Genomic DNA, 17,859 nt, shown 5'->3' with positions numbered 1-17,859 from the left:
CCTATTTGATAAATTATAACCCTATGATATGGAAAACTTTTATTAGCTATGATTAATTATAGTTTTGATTCTCTAAATGATAAAGAATTTGAAGAATTGGTTAATGACCTATTAACTCAACATCTAAAAAAAAGAGTAATTCGATACGCTCCTGGACGTGATCTAGGGATCGATGGAAAGGTTATCCAAGAGAAAAATACTGTAATTATTCAGTCTAAACACTATATAAATTCAGGTTTTGATCTCCTTTTAAGTACGCTAAAAAAAGAAAAAGAAAAATTAAAAAGTTTAAAACCTAACCGTTATATTATTGCGACCTCTATTGATTTAACACCAGTGAGAGTAAAAAAAATTGTGGATCTTTTATTTCCATATTTGAAAGAAGAAGATGTATATTTCAAATCGACAATTAATGACTTATTAAAAGATTACCCTCTCATTGAAAAACAGCACTATAAACTATGGTTAACAAGTACAAATGTGCTAAGCCATCTGATAAATAATGGCATATATAGCATTAGTAACTTTACTCTAAAAGATGCAAGAAAAAAACTTAATATATACACAAAAACCGCAGCTCATGATATAGCAATGAAAAAGCTGCTTGAGGACAGATGTGCCATTATCACTGGCGAACCTGGAGTAGGAAAAACAACGCTCGCTCAACAACTTTGCAATGAGGCAGTGTCAAAAGGGTATCATTTTTACGATATTGATCATGACATAAATGATGCATTTGCTGTTTTCAATGAGAATGAAAAGCAGATATTCTATTATGACGACTTTCTCGGCTCGAACTATTTGGAAGCATTTGAAAATAATAAAGACTCTACGATAGTTAAATTTATAGATTGTATCTCTTCACGAGAGGAAAATGATAAATTATTTATATTAACATCACGAGCATCCATTTTCTCTCAAAGTGTAAGAAGATCAGAAAAGTTCATTAATAAAAATATAGAATCTAATAAATTTGTACTTAACATTACTGAGCTAACACTGTTAGATAAAGCATCAATATTATATAACCATATTTATCACTCTCAGATTAGTGATGAATACAAGTCAAAGATATATAATGACGAATTTTATTTTGAGATAATAAAGCATAAGAACTTCAACCCTAGACTAATAGAATTTATAACCTGTCGAAAAAGAATCAAACATATTGATAGTGAAAACTATATCAAACACATCAGACATAGTTTAGATAACCCTAGTGATATCTGGCATCATGCTTTTACTGAACAATTAAAAGAGCTAGACCGAGTTATAATATATCTTGTCGCTTTTAGTAAAAAATTACATCCTGACGATCTATTCCAATTAGTAAAACTATACTTCTCTATTAAAGGCAATTCCTTAGATGATGAAGACTTCAACAAGTCAATACATACTATAACAGGTTCATTTATATTAAATGAAATATCTAGAACTGGTGGAGTGTTTCAGCTTTTTAACCCATCCATCAAAGATTATTTAATCTCTAGGTTAGAAAAAGAAGAATATTTATCTAAGTTGATATTTACCACTATTAATGATCCATCAACTATTGAAGTAGTTTATCCTGTAACCAAGTTCCAAAGAGAGATATCAAAAAGACTGGTAGCATCATATAATGAGTATGACTTAGAAAAATATTATGAACTCCTTATCAAGTGTGCTGTAAATACAATTAACTTTAAGGATGGGATTAATGACTCTCTTTATGATGACTTATTGAAAAAAATATTAACAAACTCTAAAGGCAAACCTTTGGAATCTACTGAATTAGTCATTATCAGTAGATGTGTAAATAATAACAGAAGTTACGAATTTTTAGTTGAGATATATGACCTAATCGAATCAAAATCATTTTATAACATTTCAGAAAGTAGTTTAGAAGCGCTATCTTCAATAATATCCATATATAATAGTTTATATTCTGAATTAAAACACAAGGCTGACTCACATTATGATGACTATGACTATGACTATGACTATGACTATGACTATGACTATGACTATGACTATGACTATGACGACAGTGAACTAGAAGGTTATGATGAAGAAAGTATTTATAGCGTCCAATCCAAAGATTTATATAACAAACTAGATAATCTCCAATCTTGCTTTGAAAGAGCCGCCTTTAATTATTGGCAAAATAACTATTCAACAATTGGAAGCAAGATTAACAAAAACAAAAAAACATTCACACACTCAGAACTGATTGATTTATTAGAAGAAAAATTAACATCATACAAAGTTATATCCGTAAACAAAATCACAGATTTCCTTGATGATAATATCGACTCAGAGACCGATGAAATATTAGCTAAACAGCAGTTCAATAGATTGTTAAATAAAAAAACAACATCTAGAACTCAAAGCAATGAACTAAACAAAATTAGAGAGTTATTTACAATAACTTAGTTGTAGTATATAGCATCCTTGAAAGAAAATCTTTATTCACTTCATCCCAAATGGTGATCTAGTGAATAAAGAGTTTTTAATATGAGCACATCACACTAGAATTACCAAATAAATTTAGGTTACTTGCCTCGATATCGAATTCCTGTCTTGTTTGATAGGTGTTTAGCAAAAGCTATTCGGCTAGTCGACCCTCCGCTATTAACTACATAATTACCACTTTCACTCAGACTCACGCAGCTACAGTCTGCCCAGTGAGAGGCTTGCCGTGAATAGTCAAGACTCCCAAGCTTCTTAGCTGCTTGATAGATATGATTCGTGCGCTCTACAGGCGCAAGACTCTGGTATGTAACCCAAAGGTTATTAAATACCAAACCTAAACCTTGAATTAAGGTTGCGACTAGCTGAAAACCAGTCCTGTCTTGAGAATAATGATCGCCTTGACCATCAATCCATGTTTCAAAAAACAAAACCAGATCGCTCTTAATTGGTTCAAGATGTTTACCTGATAGAATCGCTCCATCATTCATTTCTCTTACGCCGCGAACCCTACTTTGCATACGTTCTCCTCCTAATGCACCGAGAATGAAGCGAGTTAAAGTATTCAAAGTTAGGATGAAGTCGCTTTTCGCAGTCACGGTACTTGAGTCCAAGCTCATACCTCCATGTGACTCTACAATAGGGAGAGCACCAATTTCACGGGCTAACGAAACTACAGCATCAGCTCTTGCTAATTTCATAAGCTTGTTGGTACTCATGGGAGTGGCTTGTCCATTTACATCAGCAAAGATTTGAGCAAAGTCTGTCTCAGATAGTGCCCTATCAGTTCGAAAGATAAAGAGTACTTGCACGCTAAGATCATGCATTAAACTAGATAGCTCTACTCTACGTTTCAACCTCGAATCAGATTCTTTAACCTTTTTAAGCAGTGACTGATCATACCCCCCAAGAACCGTCGCGATTGTTGAAAGCCGATTTACACCATCAACTACGAAGTTCTTATCTGGGTGTATAACCAAGGCATCATTCATTCTTGGATCATCACTTAATTCAACTTCTACTTCTGACATGCAGCCGATCAAAACTGGTGGAATCACCCCACTAATATCAGTCGACGAAGTTAAATGTTTAAAACAATAGTCTTCAAAACCTTGTCTTCGACTCGGACTTGCAACACGTTGAATCTCTTTATAAAGGCTTTTCAGATGAGGGGGAATTAAATCAAATGAACAAGCTCGTAATAAATCAGCCACCGTCATAACCGTTGACATCGTGTGGACACCGTTAAATGAGGAGTGAGTGATACAGCCAAAAATCTGCTTTGTCGTTACACCAAAGCGCTGCTTTTCATTGATGAGTTTACTCATAAAAACTACCTAACTAAATGTTCAAATCGCCCGCATGATTGATCGGGGCGACGCCCCGATCAAGTTTTTTTTTATGTTTTTATTTATCATTTAGAGAAATCAACGTGTTAGAAAAAGAATAAATGAGAAGCACAGCAGAATTGATACGCACTGGGATTTATAGTGATAAATTACTTGGTGGTTTATCAGTGCTCCAATGCTATATAAGCATAAAAGAGTTAATGGATTCCCTTCCTCAAGATCACCTATTACTAGATCGATTTGCAACTAGTTATGAGCGTTCTGTTAATAAAGAAAGACTTCTCAAACTCAAAGAGCACCTCCTAGATAGTGTAGAAAGGAGTATTCCACTCTCCATGCCTGAGGTTGCGCTATATGTATATGGGAGCAGTCGCAGTAATCATGCGAATGACAAACTGGGAACACTGCAATATAACAAAAATAAAGCAGTCGTCTTAGATGGCTTCTTATTGATAAGTGCTCTAAGTGAGCAGCTCGACCTAATCGACCCATTTACAGGCAAACGATCTGAGCTTAGTGGGCTTTCCACTCAGCAAAAACAACATTTAGAATCAATTGATGTTCGCCTTAGCATTTACTTCGGTACTGAAGAAAAGATAGATGAAGCAATCGTATCAAAGCTCTTTTTTGACCTTAATGCTATAGACTCAAAAGTCTACTCACAATACATCACAACACACGCTCAAGAGTCACCACTAACTCTCGGTGCAGATAGGCTTGCTGAAGCCCTTAAATTGGACGCAATTGGTGGCGCTTCTGAACTCAACAAAATTACGAAGTCCGATAGCTACGTAACAACAAAAAGTACACTCATTCACATCCTACTCGCTACCCTAAGCGGTAGAGGAGCTAGGATTGAAAAGCAGTTACCCACGCACCTACCGAACAAAGCTCCAATAACAAAACAAGTCATCAATGACGCTTTAGAAACCGTTCTTCCATTGGTTGCAGGGTGGATTTCATGTCTAGAAAGCAAATTTAAGCAAAATAAGAATGGATTTCATCGTTCCATGCAAGTCTGGCAAGCTTTAGGTATCGTCGCGCATTACTTATCAAACAATGCTGATCTTACTGAATCAGAACTATTTTCCGCAGGGCAAGTGTTAGGTCAATTGGACTATGATAAGAGTGCCTCTCATTGGGGTAACTGTGCAGCTTTCAAAAAGGATTCTAGTGGCCGTTTCTGGATAAATGCCACTGGAGGAGGGCGCACTTTTAGAGACAAAATTTCTGAATATTTTATCGATGTTTTACGAGGAAACTGCCGAAAATTGGAATAGATAAATCAAACCTTTAAGCGCTGAAGATCTCTCAAGTACCATTGATGAAACTTACTAAACTCTGATTGTTTAACTTCTGCTTTGTTATCGTAAATTGCATTACTTGTGATCAGGCAAGCGGTATAGCCAGCTTCGTAAACAAAGCGAGTCGCAATTGGGGTTCTTTTTGGGGTGCTGTCCCAACCATTGCTCAACCATCGATTTAGAGCATCATCTTGAGGAACAACGATATTTAGCTGCTGTTTGGTTCTAGTCATTCCCACATAGAATAGACGCCGCTCTTCCTCGCCCTCCTCATTTGTAATGCACTCATCGTTGGATGGTAATACATGATAATTACCTTCAGACTTCCCTCCAGGATACTCCTCATCATTTAAGCCGATTAATATAACATTATCCCATTCAAGACCTTTTGAAGCATGCAGCGTAGAAAGGACAAATGGTTCACAATTAACCGAAGCTTCTTCTGGATTGAGAATTAGATTTAAAAATGAATGAGCACTAATTTGGCTCGATTCTAGTAACTCTTCAATTTTTACAACTGCTCTTTGTCGATCGTTTGAGCTTGTACGACTAACACCTTCCGCCCCAATGCTATCCATAAAGCCCGCTCTTTTTAGTCGTAATAATATGTCTATCGCAAGAGATTCCTCAGTTTCCTTCTGACTAATTTTAGTTAGTCTATTCGCATATTCTCTTTGAAGATCGTCGCTATCGAATATTGTTCTTATAACAGAATTTAAATCCGAATTCGGTACGACCAACGCACTCAGTGCAGACTTAAATTGCCCTTTTTGCCAACGAAAACCAGCTTCCCTTAAAAAACCATATAGCAGGGGTTGTTTGTGGGGGTGGTTCTCTAGCAAACGAAGGTCGCCGTATATAGACCACATGATACCTACAACTAGCATCCCGATTTCTGTACGGGTGTGCAATGATGAAGTTCCACTCTGATAGTGGTATGGCAAACCACACAGACGTAAAGCAATCTCAGCCTCCGCGAGGCTTGCTTTGGTTCGGGATAAGATCGCTTGTGTACCATCACTGTGACATAGCTCTTTCAATACCGTTGATAAGCAATTATCAACATATATTTGGGCCTTAGTTTTGGGAGCACTAGGATGACTGACGCACAATCGGGTCAACTTTGTCGAATTACGTCGAATGACAGAATTAGCCATTAACGAAAGTTGATGTCCAAACCGAAATGTACACGAAAGCTGAAACACTTTGCTCTTCTCGAAATGCTTTTCAAACAGACCACCAATAAAGTCTGGTCGAGCACCACGCCATTCATAAATACATTGGTTTATATCCCCGACAACCATAACTGATGCATCTGCCCCAGACAGACAACGAATCATATTGTGCTGTATCAGGTTGACATCTTGATACTCATCAACGATGACGTGCTTAAAATGAGCCGATAAATTAGGGATGTCACGCAACAGAGAAGTAGCTTCAATTAAGCAATCATCAAATGTTCTTGAATTACTCAGCGCCAACAAATCACAATAGTGACTATAGGCAAGAAGAAGCTCTCTTTTTACTTCACTGAAGATTGGATCTGTCGCAGCATCAGTTGGAGTTAAACCCGCAGCCCGACATCGAGTAATGAATAGTTCAAACTCCTCTATATCATTAGGATCTATATAACTTGCCTCATGCTCAAAACCACAACGGTAGGCTTGCTTCACTATTTTCTCGTAATGAGGGTGCTCAGGAGTAAGTAGTTTTCTTTTCTTGATTAATCGTTGACGCTCTGCATAAGTAATTATCTTCAACGCTAAGCTATGAAAAGTGCGAACTTCAGGGACAGAACTTGACTTCAAAGCCTGCTGTAACTTGTTTTTGAAACTTATCTGCGCTGATTTGTTATACATTAAGATAAGTATAGAACGGGGATCTGCCCCTAATTTAACCAAGCGTTCAACACGTTTTACTAGAGTAGTCGTCTTACCACTTCCAGGTACAGCTTTAACTAACGCGTGTCCCGCATCATGATTTACTATGCTCTTTTGCTCCCAAGTAAGTCTTTTGGTCATTTTTTTACCTTATAGGCAGCGCACTGGAGAGCTTCAGTATATGGTACATATTTAGCTTTACTGTGGCACATAAGATACCCATTATCCCACGAGCTAGCCTGAGAACACATAATACAGTTATCGTGTAACATTTTGGGGTCGACATGGCGAAGAAAGTTTTCAAGATTGTTTTTCTGCTCAACAAGTTCTAGCTCTCTAGGCCATGTGTTTATCTCTGTATTAATTGCTAGATCCACGCCAGCTAAGGGAATAATCGTTTCATTAAGCCTACCTGTGTCACTCAAACTCCAAGTGGACATCTCGGTTTTACCCAGAGAGCATGTATTACTACACGTTGAATCTACCTGGGGTGGAGGAAACCAGTTGAATGCCGTTATCCTCTCATCCTCAATTGAAATGCGATTACCAAATAGCATTTCAATGTCCTGAACTGATTGGATGCGAAATTCAATAATCGGTATTCCTGTATCAACTTTATCCTGAGTACAGGGATGCGTAACACAAATTTCTATATAACAACGCGTTGTACTCGATGATTCACTCAACATGATGTCAGGTTGTAGCCCATTAACTAGGTCACGCTTTTCTAGATCTACCTGATCGAAAAATTTCGTCAAATCATAACGTGCAGGTACAGTTCGAGAACATGGCTGAATCTTACTCTTTAACAGCTCTAAACGAGGATCACGGCAAGAGATGTTACGCTCTAGCTCCAATGTAATGGGAGAGCTGGAATTTAGTGCTTGTTTATACCAACGAAAAAATACTTCTTTAGCAGTCTTATGTAGGTATGTTTCTAAAGAGCAACATTCTTCGAGATGACGGAAATGTTTTGCATTGATCTCACCCAACACAGGGCTAAGCCTCTTTCCACACCCTAAACAAGTATAGGAGTGCTCACGCTTGGCTTTGCTAATATGTGTAAGAATCCCAAATTCATCTAAAGCAAACGCATACTGTACTGAGTTAGATTGAGCAGCCATAGGTTGACTAGACTCCAAGTGACTAATCGAAGGGAAAGTTTATCACTTGGAGAGTACAAGTACTGTTATTGTTGTGCATTGTTTTTCATAAAATCAGATACTAAAGCGAACCCTAGAACAAGTAGCAGACTTTCCTTAAAAGTACCTAATCTAACAAATCACTCTAGTTTTTATTACTCTGTATAAAGTACAACGTTGGTTCCCTTACAAGAACAGAGTCTTCACTTTCAACTGAATAGGTCTTGTAGTTTAAACTGCTGCTACCAATCACCCAGTACCTATGCAGCCTTTCTGACAAATCACGACGAATAGAATTTGCTAAGAAGCCTTTATCTTCAACCTTTGATATTAAGCTAGTACTTTGCAAAAAACCGATAGCTCCATCAATAGCATCCAGACTGACCCCTGTCTTTTGCGCTATCCTCCCTCGACTAAGATCGACGTAGGTTTTACTATTACTTCGGCTAGCAAGTATGTACAAAAAGCATTTCAACGCATCACGCTCGTGTGAATACCTATTTAGAAAAGCCTTCATTGCTGAGATTTCTTCTTCATTTTTGACAAGTGCCCGTTTAGGAAGCTTACACCAACCTCTATAGATTCCTTGAGTAAAGGTATAAGTTTTTGTTCGAACGCCAGAGGAGGATAATAATCCCGTAGCATGCAACTTCTTTAGCCCTCTGGACACTAATGAACGGCTAAGTGAACACATCTCTGTAAGTTGATCATATGTTGCTTTAACTTCCAAGACATCATGTACCGACATACCACTAGAACGGTTAACTTGCTTCGCCAGAAGGCATAAGACAATGAACAGCTTCAAAGCGGCTATATCATCACTAACGCCCTTCCCTCCGCTAAAGGATTCTCTCAGGACTCCCTTAGAAATCCAATCGGAGGGCATTTTAGACCAGAGCATTAAAGTCATTTCGTCACCGCCATAAAGTTATTGATGAAAGCAAGTAAGTCACTACCTAATAAGGCTAATATGAGAATAAGGATTGTTAACTGAGGCTGAATCTTAGCTACCCTTTCCAAACTACTTAAAAACAGTTCTAGCATCACTACCTCCTGAAAGCCTTCAATTCGCAGAACATAAGTACTTTTTACATGAAGCAGCCTCGTCTTTGAACATGTCTTTAGCTAATCTTTCTAGAGAATAGCTAATCTAATATATCAATAAACCACTGATTAAAAACATATAGTTAAATAATAAAAGTGTTCCATTAGTTCATGGCAATACTCTATTAGTTCATAGTAAAGTGTGGTTAATGAACTAAAAGATAATTGAACTGAGCTGTCCAATGGTTTGGCCGATTAGTTACCTCTTGCTACATATTAAGCTTCCGCCTTAGATCGAGAGGCATTTCCTTGAGGAGCTGATCCAATGTTTCCTTCACATTAACAGCTTCAAGTTCTTGTACCTTCTTTCGCAGCAGTTGTACGTCATCAACAAGCTCACCTTTCTTTTTTATACGTACACCTTTCTTTCTGCTTCGTGACCTTTGCTTCTTTTGTTCTTTTTCATGAAGAGCCAACAATTCAGCATTCACATTATCGAAAAACTCCAATACATGCTTACTAAACTTTGATGTCCTGAATATGCTTTGTGAACTAATACCAACCATATTCGCTACTTCGGCTTTCTGTATCTGGTACAAGCGTTTAGGTGTTTTTTTATCCGCCACTCTGCCAAATGTCTTAACTGCTTGCTCTTTTTCCGATTTTAGGCTCAAAATCGAAGCCCAAGCCTTATAAGTTGTGTGTTCATTCTCGTTATTAACCCAGGAAGGTCGGGAATCATTTTCAGTCGTTACATTGTCTTCAACCGAATCCAAAGTATTGAAGAAATCTTCCGATATCAAAGCATCTAAGTCTTCACTATGCATAAAAGCTTTCCTCTTCGAGCTTTGCTTCTATATTTTGTATTGCTTTCTCAATAAAATGCAGAATTTTATTAACACTCTCTGCGTTTTTTTTAGATTTCAGCTTTCTAATTCGATGATGACCTGAGCGTAAGATCGGTAAATGTTGCTCTAGCATAAACCCCATAACATCCTCATTTAAAGCTTCTTTCACAAAAGGTTGAATGGTCATCCACAGCCCCTTTAGATTACCTTCTGTGATCACTGCGTTGGTGCAGTTAAGACAGAAAGCAGGTTTTGCATTATGAGGATTGATATCTCCAAACTCAGCACATTTTGCTCTGCTCTCAGCACCTTCTCTTGGTACACAATTAGCAAAATGAGAGGGTCTTATGGATATAACGCGCCCTACAATTTTTTGTCGAAGTTCGATTAACTCACTTTGATTAACCGCTTTCGTTAGCTGTGTCGCTTTTCTTACATATCGAGAAAAACCGCCAAGATAGCTTTGCCCGATATGCTCTGAATCAATAAGTAAAGTGTCTACTATCGAATTGAGTACCGTAATACGTGCTGCTTTTATGAGGTACTGCGGCTCTTTATCTCTCAGGTATGCCATAAAGAAAGAATCATCAAGGTGACAAAATTGATGACGAATCACCGCGCCTACATCTCCTTGATAACGAGTAAGCACGGCTTCTGCCCATATGTGGCGGAAAGCATGAGGTGAAGGATAACGCACGCCTTGCAAAAGCTCTTTTGAGATATCCATCATGGCTTTTCTATCAAAGCTGATGCTTTCTGAAATGAGCCAATTCTTTGTCTCGGTCGAAAGATGTTTTTCTACAACCTCAGCATAGATATTATTCGAAATTCTACCTGTGTTATTGAGTTCGACTAACGAAGCTTTAAAACCTGTTTGTATCTTAGAGCGACTGCCTCCAATAATGGTGGAACATCTTAATCTAAATAAATCCGCTCTAACCTCTTTGCATGCCTCTAGAATATGTATTGTACGTGAGCTGCTGAGATCATACTTTGCTTGTAATAACTTCAACGTGGCTTTCTCACTAGAAGATAGCTCGGCTTCATTTATTGTTGACAAATGATCGAGTGCTACTACATCTTCAAAGGGCTGATAATGATTAACAAATGATACCCAATTGGCATTTACACGAAGCTCTATAGCAGCAGTTGAACAGCTTGAAGGAGTACGATAAAGCGAACTACCCAAACTCTCGTACAAACAAGGCATATCTCCTGTCGCTTTAAATAATTCACTTAGTTGCGATGCTACTTGGTAGCATTGAGAAGTAATCTCTCTATCTAACTTGGTAGTACCATTGGTTTTAGGTACGACCCACTTTAGCTTGAACCTAAAGGGCACGTAAGAATTGTCTAGAATATCGCCATTGGGCTCTACTGTAATTGCATTTACAGGAAATCCAAATTCAGACTTACGATAACCGAGCCAAGACACAACAAGAGAGGTCATTGCATGAGTCACACGCTCCATCTGCCCCGATAGCTCACTAAAATGATTCGCGTGTGCCCCACCCATCAAATTGAATACCCAATCCTTTAGCGACCGCATGAAAGACACTTTATCCAGTTTTTCCTTCAAGATTAATTGGGTCATCTTCGTATACACATCATTCGATGTGAGAGTTGAAACTATACTGTTATTAATAGATGTTTTATCAAGAGAGTTGAGGTAATTCTGCCAAACTTGCTCTGCTGTTTTATGTGTTGAAAGCGGATAGTACTTTTGAAGCATTAGAATTCGAACGATCTCTACTGCATCGAATCTCATTTCAAGCCCTAGCTCCAACACAAGTTTGTGAATGAAGCCTTCATTAAATGAAAATGCCTTTTCTAAGTTCAAGTTGTATTGTGTAAACAGCGCTGTATTAATAGCCTCATGCACCGCAGTCCGAGTCCTAGTGCGGGTAGCTTTGTCGTGCTTATTCGGAGTATAAGTCCCTTGAATCGTATCTAAAAACAATCGATTCCAATACGTTGATGAACGTTCAAGTGAAAATTGGTGAATTACAGAATCTATCGTTTCGCGGAGAACTAAAGTATAAAAGTAATCTTTATCATAAACTTGTCTCATATAGTCAATATAATACTGACCTAACTCCAAACCCAAGAAATTATAACTCCCTCCATCTTTATACTCATTCAACCCGACACTAAATATAGAATGACAAACATTACCCAACGTTTTTTCTATATTTTTCTGATTCAAATCAGTGCCTATGACCCCTATAACACCCATGGTATTAAGTTTATTTCTTACCTTTGATAACTTCACAGCACCATAAGTAGCTTTAAAGCTAGGAGGGCTCAACTGCTTGCTAAAACCCTCCCTATTAACAGACTGGGTCAAGAAGCTAATATGAAAATCTTCGATGTTATTTTTTGTAAGTAACAATTCATTTTTGATGTTGAGAAATGCACAAATATGCATCAAAACCTTATAGGTTGAAACTACAGGATATGCTGCTTTAGAGGATATGGAATTTAAAACAAAAAGCTTAACATACTCTTTTAGTGACAATGAATAAATGTCACCTTTGACATTAATAAACGCGACATTTTCGATTTTAAAAAAAGGTAATTCAAAGATAGAAAAATCCAAGCGTGAGACAAAGCCCTTGGTGTCTTTAAAGCAAATTATATCATCAAATAAACTTCCATTTTCCTTTATGAAAGCTGGGTGAGCCAGCAACTTTTGATTTTGATCTTCCCAGAATCCCTCTAACTCAGTAGACAGAACATTTAATGACATAAATCCACCTCTCGTAACTACACAGAGTGAAAAACGCTAATAGAAGTGCCGCTTTCTCTCATTTGATTAAATAGCTTTTTCCCTTCAATTAAAGAAGATTTACTAAGGCTATCCAAAACATGTTCCATCCACTCTATGGTCGGCATTGCTGTTCTAAACAATAAATCAGGATTACTACTAAACAATTTTTTATAGTTCTTACGGAATTCATACCTATAATTTAAAATCCTAAACACGGTTACTGGACTGTCTAAAACATAAATTGGCTCAAATCCTTGAGCGTCATTTTGATTAGATATTGACAAAACTCCAACCTCATTTACTTTACCTTTCTTTTGTCCTGTTACTACTTTTATCCGAGAGATCATTTCACCACTTTTATAAGAAAGACTATTTGTAAGGGTTGTGAATTCACTATTGAACTTTGCTTTAAGTTCATCTGAACGATCTTTACCTAAATTTTCAAACCCCAAATCAAACACATTATTAATTAAATCTAGCATGACACTGCGAGTAATTCGTCCAGATGAATTGATCCACTCTTCGTTATCAGCATTTAAATAATGTGCTTTCTCTGTTTTGTTCGTGTGTGAATTTCGATTAATTAGAAAGTCCAATGTATAGGGGTCACTATAGGCATGAACAGATGAATTTTTAATCGCTTGTAAGCTGAATAAGTTAGTTGGACAAGGTGACTCAGACTCAGCCACAAGTCTTCTTCTGTCCTCTATAGGTGTTCCCTTTACAGATAAGACTACATTTCCTGTGTGCTTTCCATTGCTCAAAGCCTTCAATGCAGCAGGAAAGGAGGTCGGTACGTGACCTTGCTGTTTATGAACAACACAAATACGCTCATTGATTAGGTCAATACTTAATAATCCAAATAACAGACCAGATATAGATGACAAGCCTGTCGAAATCACTGGAGACCCACCATTGAAAAAATCTAGTGTTTCCCCTTTATATTGACTTAGGTAAAGATAAAGAGCTTTCCCTTCTGGCTTCTTTGTCGACAATGCACGAGTATGATGTATAGCCCCAGATCGAGACTTGAAGTACTCACATTCTATATGAGTTACTTTTCCCCCTACTTTTAAAAAGCGAAATGAACGTTGAGTAAGCTTTTTTATATCTGAAGGTTGGACAATCAAACTAGCCATTAACCATGAGAACATTAATGCTTCTACCTTGGTAGCTACTAGTCCAGATCCAGAGTCAACTAAACTCATTAAAAATTCTAAGCTAAATAATGAACCTGTGTCGCTTCGTACAAATACTTTAGACGTGAAATCTGTGCTAATCTTTCTTCCGTTGTCTCTTTTGGGTTTAAATATTCTTCTCATTTTTTCTTCACTTTCTAGTGCCGAAATGAGTATCAAATAATTTTTCCAATTCGTAGCATTTGAAATTAAAATTAATTCTATCGCAGTCTTAAGGTTTTTATTCTTACGTTCGCTTTCATGGTACTTGCAAAGTATATTGTAAATAAAGCTCCCAATGTAATTTGCCCTAAAGAACTTTGTTTTACTTTTAAACGAATTACTTTCATATGAGCTACTGCCAAATTTATTCTCAACTAAAAATCTTTTGATTTCCACCTTGCTTTTATAAATCTCAATCAAAATAGTAGATATTGATAGTTTGAGAGATTTAACTGTTAATTTTGGTGATGCTAGGATTTGATAAAGTTCTTTCCCTATACCAATATCCTCTCTTCTAAGCCAATCTAGCTTCCCAAAATAACTAGCTAATGATTCTTGCTTTTTATTTAAGTTGGGACTTATTTTCGTTTCTTTTAGAGCTTGAAGATATTGTAAATCTTCAGGTGACAGCACCAGTCTAAGTTCATTACTTCTCTCTAATGCATAGAAAAAAACTGTTCTCAAAGAAGTGAGAGCACTATATCCACCATGACTACCTAAAAGGTCAAAACGATAGGACTCATACTCCTTCAATATATTATATCGATTAAAAACCTCTATCTTATTCAACCAATCTACAAATACAAAAACAGAGCTACTTACAATTCCTTTCGCAGATAAAGGTGCACTCTCATCTAAAAACGCGTAATTATAAGCAGCAATTGTCATCATATAAAGCAAACGCTTATCTTTATTTTTCGGATCTAAGAAAACTATATGCCGTTCTGGTTGCTGCTCGTCTTTCAGAGATGGGATTACAATAGAGCTTGCCGTTAAAGGATATCGAATACTAATAATTTTTATATTTTCATCATGCTTATTCTTGATTTTATCCTCAATGTAACTAGAGTCACCGATCAACTCAACATCAACACTATTTTTAATATCCATTTATAGACTCCGTTAATAACTGCTCTCGAAGCCCACAACTATGGATATATTCTTTAGTTACGTTGTTCGCCATTCTTCCTTCTACTTTATGACCTAATCGAACTGCCGTTGTTAGATAAATACTTGATGAAGTAACAATTGACTCATATCTCTTATTTTCATTTCGACATAGATTATAAAATAAGTCAGTTCCAAAAGAGTGTCTCAAGTGGTGGTATACAGTAAGTTTTTGTATTTCTTGATAGCTAGTGAAACGCTCTGGATGTTTGTCGATTTCAATCATGAGCTTGCTTCTGACTTTTGCAAAAGTGTCTGTAGCAAACCTTTTTGATATACAATCCCCATAGGAGTGATTACTAGAACTGGATACAAATAAATGATTTGATTCAGAAAGTGGGCGCTCTGTATCATAGTAGAGCTTCATCTTTTCGAGTAGAGATCTGGGAATATACAACGTTCTAGAACGGCTATACTTTGTGTAAAGAGAACTAAGGTGGTACTTAAACTCTTCCTTTTCTGGGTGTCGTTCTAACTCATCAAACAAGGTTAATATCCCTTTATGTTTTTGAGTATTTGCCGTGTAGTCATTCAACAGCAGCCCTTGATTTTCCTTAGTACGAAGACCAAGCTCCCCACCACACCTAAGAACTAACTCCTCTAGAAGCGAGTCGGAGTTTTGATAGAAAAGCTGTCTTGTTTGGGGAAGAAGATATTTAACAGTCTTCTCAGCTCTGCTGTTGTTTCTTGCTGCCTCACGAAATTTTGGTTTGATGTATATTGCTTTGTACTTATTATCAAAAAAGTACATCAGCCAATTATAATATGCAGACAATGCATTTACGGCTTGCCTCGCAACATGTTCACTACCTCGACACTCTTCAATAAGGTAGTCGTTAATGTATTCATTAATAATTTCTTGAGGTAACGCTGTGTGAATAGAAAGCTTGACGTAACAATTTCTATCGTAAGCATCTACCCACTCAAGGAAACGCCCTAAATGGTTACATATTTTGTAACTAGCATCTGTGCCGATCTCAGCAAGTTTGATTACATCCTCTTTCTGATTCGTATCCCTGTTTTTATACGATTTGATCTCAACTCTTACACCTTGTAGCTCCGTATACCTAGCAAACAAACATGGGAGTAGGATTGGACGCTGATACTCATCAACGTATATATGATGCATGTTAACTGTACTATCAAACCGTCTTTCCATACATTTAAAACCACACGAATTGCTCACATAGTTTCAATGTAGCAGAAGATAAGTGACTTACAAATTGATCACAAATCATGTCACCCGCAAGTTTAAAAACAATCCATATCGACATGGATTATTTTTCTGACTTTCTCTTGGTCCGAACTGCACATTTAGAAATAACTCAACCTTACAACTGTATCTATGAACAGTATAATCAATTATTCTCAGATTTAAAATGATCTGGAGTCCAGCTCAACAGGTTTCACTTCATTCGCCGCCCACTATTCTGATAGTATTGTTAGGAGTATTTAGTCTATAAGTAGGGATAGCTTTTGAGTGAAAAAATACTAGTGGTAGAAGATAGTCGCGCATTCAGAAACTATCTTTACCAGCAATTTAAGAACGATGGCTATGAAGTTGCGCTGGCGGAATCTGTAGAAGAAGCCAAAGCGATCTTAGAGCAAGAAACGGATTTCTTGTGTGCAGTCCTCGACTACTGTTTACCTGACGGCCAAGACGGCGAGATCATTGATCTTGTACTGGGTTACCAGCAAAAGATCATCGTGCTGACCGGCATGTTCAACAACACACTTCGAGAGCAAGTGCTTGCCAAAGGTGTGCTTGATTACATCCTTAAAGACAGCATGTCATCTGTCAGCTACTTGCTTCCTCTGGTTAATCGAATCTCCAATAATCGCCACCACAAAGCGCTGGTCGTTGATGATTCTGCTGTGGTTCGCCGATATGTCGTCCAACTTCTCGAACATCAATATATTCAAACCGTTCAAGCCGAAGACGGTGAGCAAGCACTCACGCTTCTTCAGAACGATCCTGATATCACTTTTGTTGTGACCGACCATGATATGCCGAATAAAGATGGCATTTCGATGACCCGCGATATTCGAGTCCATCATGACCGTAATCAACTCGCGATTCTTGGACTATCTGGTAGCGATGATCGCACTATGACGGCACGCTTTCTCAAAGCTGGCGCCAACGACTTCCTATATAAACCTTTCAACCAAGAAGAATTTTTCTGCCGAATCCACCAATTATTGGATATGAAAGAAGCCACCAATGAACTGTTTCGTCATGCCAATGAGGATGCCCTTACCGGGTTATGGAACCGTCGTTACCTGTTCAATCAAACGTGTAAGGGTTGTGAGCAGCGCAGTATCGCCATGATGGATATCGACTTCTTCAAGAAAGTGAACGACACCTACGGTCACGATGGTGGTGATGCAGTACTAGTAGAAGTCGGCAAGATCATCAAACACTACTTTAAAGATGATGTTGCGGTTCGCTTCGGCGGTGAAGAGTTTTGTATTCAATCATGCGGTCCATTTGAAGACTTTGTCGAAAAGTTAGAGTCGATGCGAGTGGCAATACAAAACCAAGACGTCATGCACGATTCACAGCTAATCAAGGTCACTATGAGTATCGGCGTCACTGACTTGGTTGGCAGCTTAGATGAACAAATCAAAGCCGCTGACGAACTGCTCTATACCGCAAAAGAGCAAGGCAGAAACCAGTTAGTATGTGCTCGTAATAATCTTCAACTTGCTAACGAGTAACTCCAATG

The 17,859-nt window shown here is 37.6% G+C and carries 11 protein-coding genes; 3 read left to right on the top strand and 8 right to left on the bottom strand.

What is annotated here, in order from left to right:
* Positions 1–48 precede the first annotated feature (48 nt).
* Positions 49–2,412 carry an ATP-binding protein gene (locus OCV12_RS03365; protein WP_261885349.1) on the top strand — a complete coding sequence of 788 codons (2,364 nt, stop codon included), beginning with the start codon at positions 49–51 and terminating at the stop codon, positions 2,410–2,412.
* Between the two features lie 119 nt (positions 2,413–2,531).
* Here the strand turns inward: OCV12_RS03365 and OCV12_RS03360 are convergent, their stop codons facing one another.
* Complete coding sequence (locus tag OCV12_RS03360; protein WP_261885348.1) at positions 2,532–3,776, bottom strand: ParB N-terminal domain-containing protein; 1,245 nt, start codon at positions 3,774–3,776, stop codon at positions 2,532–2,534.
* Between the two features lie 122 nt (positions 3,777–3,898).
* Here OCV12_RS03360 and OCV12_RS03355 point away from each other — a divergent pair, with 122 nt between their 5' ends.
* On the top strand, positions 3,899–5,077 hold the full coding sequence (locus tag OCV12_RS03355) for a hypothetical protein (protein ID WP_261885347.1): 1,179 nt from the start codon (positions 3,899–3,901) through the stop codon (positions 5,075–5,077).
* Positions 5,078–5,082: 5 nt separating this feature from the next.
* Here the strand turns inward: OCV12_RS03355 and OCV12_RS03350 are convergent, their stop codons facing one another.
* The 7 genes from OCV12_RS03350 to OCV12_RS03320 all read right to left on the bottom strand — a co-directional run bounded on the left by OCV12_RS03350 (position 5,083) and on the right by OCV12_RS03320 (position 16,262).
* On the bottom strand, positions 5,083–7,122 hold the full coding sequence (locus OCV12_RS03350) for an ATP-dependent helicase (RefSeq protein WP_261885346.1): 2,040 nt from the start codon (positions 7,120–7,122) through the stop codon (positions 5,083–5,085).
* Positions 7,119–8,105: a competence protein CoiA family protein gene (locus OCV12_RS03345; protein WP_128161765.1), complete on the bottom strand. Its 987-nt coding sequence runs from the start codon at positions 8,103–8,105 to the stop codon at positions 7,119–7,121. Before OCV12_RS03345 ends, OCV12_RS03350 begins: the two co-directional genes overlap by 4 nt.
* A 163-nt stretch (positions 8,106–8,268) precedes the next feature.
* Positions 8,269–9,033, bottom strand: coding sequence for a hypothetical protein (locus tag OCV12_RS03340; protein ID WP_128161767.1), 765 nt, complete (start codon positions 9,031–9,033; stop codon positions 8,269–8,271).
* Between the two features lie 403 nt (positions 9,034–9,436).
* Positions 9,437–9,994 (bottom strand): hypothetical protein, encoded by a 558-nt coding sequence (locus tag OCV12_RS03335; RefSeq protein ID WP_128161769.1) that lies wholly within the window; start codon positions 9,992–9,994, stop codon positions 9,437–9,439.
* Positions 9,987–12,764 carry a hypothetical protein gene (locus OCV12_RS03330; protein ID WP_261885345.1) on the bottom strand — a complete coding sequence of 926 codons (2,778 nt, stop codon included), beginning with the start codon at positions 12,762–12,764 and terminating at the stop codon, positions 9,987–9,989. Before OCV12_RS03330 ends, OCV12_RS03335 begins: the two co-directional genes overlap by 8 nt.
* A 17-nt stretch (positions 12,765–12,781) precedes the next feature.
* Positions 12,782–15,076: a hypothetical protein gene (locus OCV12_RS03325; RefSeq protein WP_261885344.1), complete on the bottom strand. Its 2,295-nt coding sequence runs from the start codon at positions 15,074–15,076 to the stop codon at positions 12,782–12,784.
* On the bottom strand, positions 15,066–16,262 hold the full coding sequence (locus OCV12_RS03320) for a site-specific integrase (protein WP_261885343.1): 1,197 nt from the start codon (positions 16,260–16,262) through the stop codon (positions 15,066–15,068). The genes OCV12_RS03325 and OCV12_RS03320 overlap by 11 nt, the downstream gene beginning before the upstream one ends.
* Before the next feature lie 347 nt (positions 16,263–16,609).
* On the opposite strand from OCV12_RS03320, the gene OCV12_RS03315 reads away from it, so the two are divergent.
* A complete protein-coding gene (locus OCV12_RS03315; RefSeq protein WP_261885342.1) occupies positions 16,610–17,851 on the top strand; it encodes a diguanylate cyclase in 1,242 nt (413 codons plus the stop codon).
* Positions 17,852–17,859 lie beyond the last annotated feature (8 nt).

It is taken from the genome of Vibrio pomeroyi (genome assembly GCF_024347595.1).
Classification (GTDB): Bacteria; Pseudomonadota; Gammaproteobacteria; order Enterobacterales; family Vibrionaceae; genus Vibrio; species Vibrio pomeroyi.
This window is presented reverse-complemented; position numbering and strand designations above follow the sequence as displayed.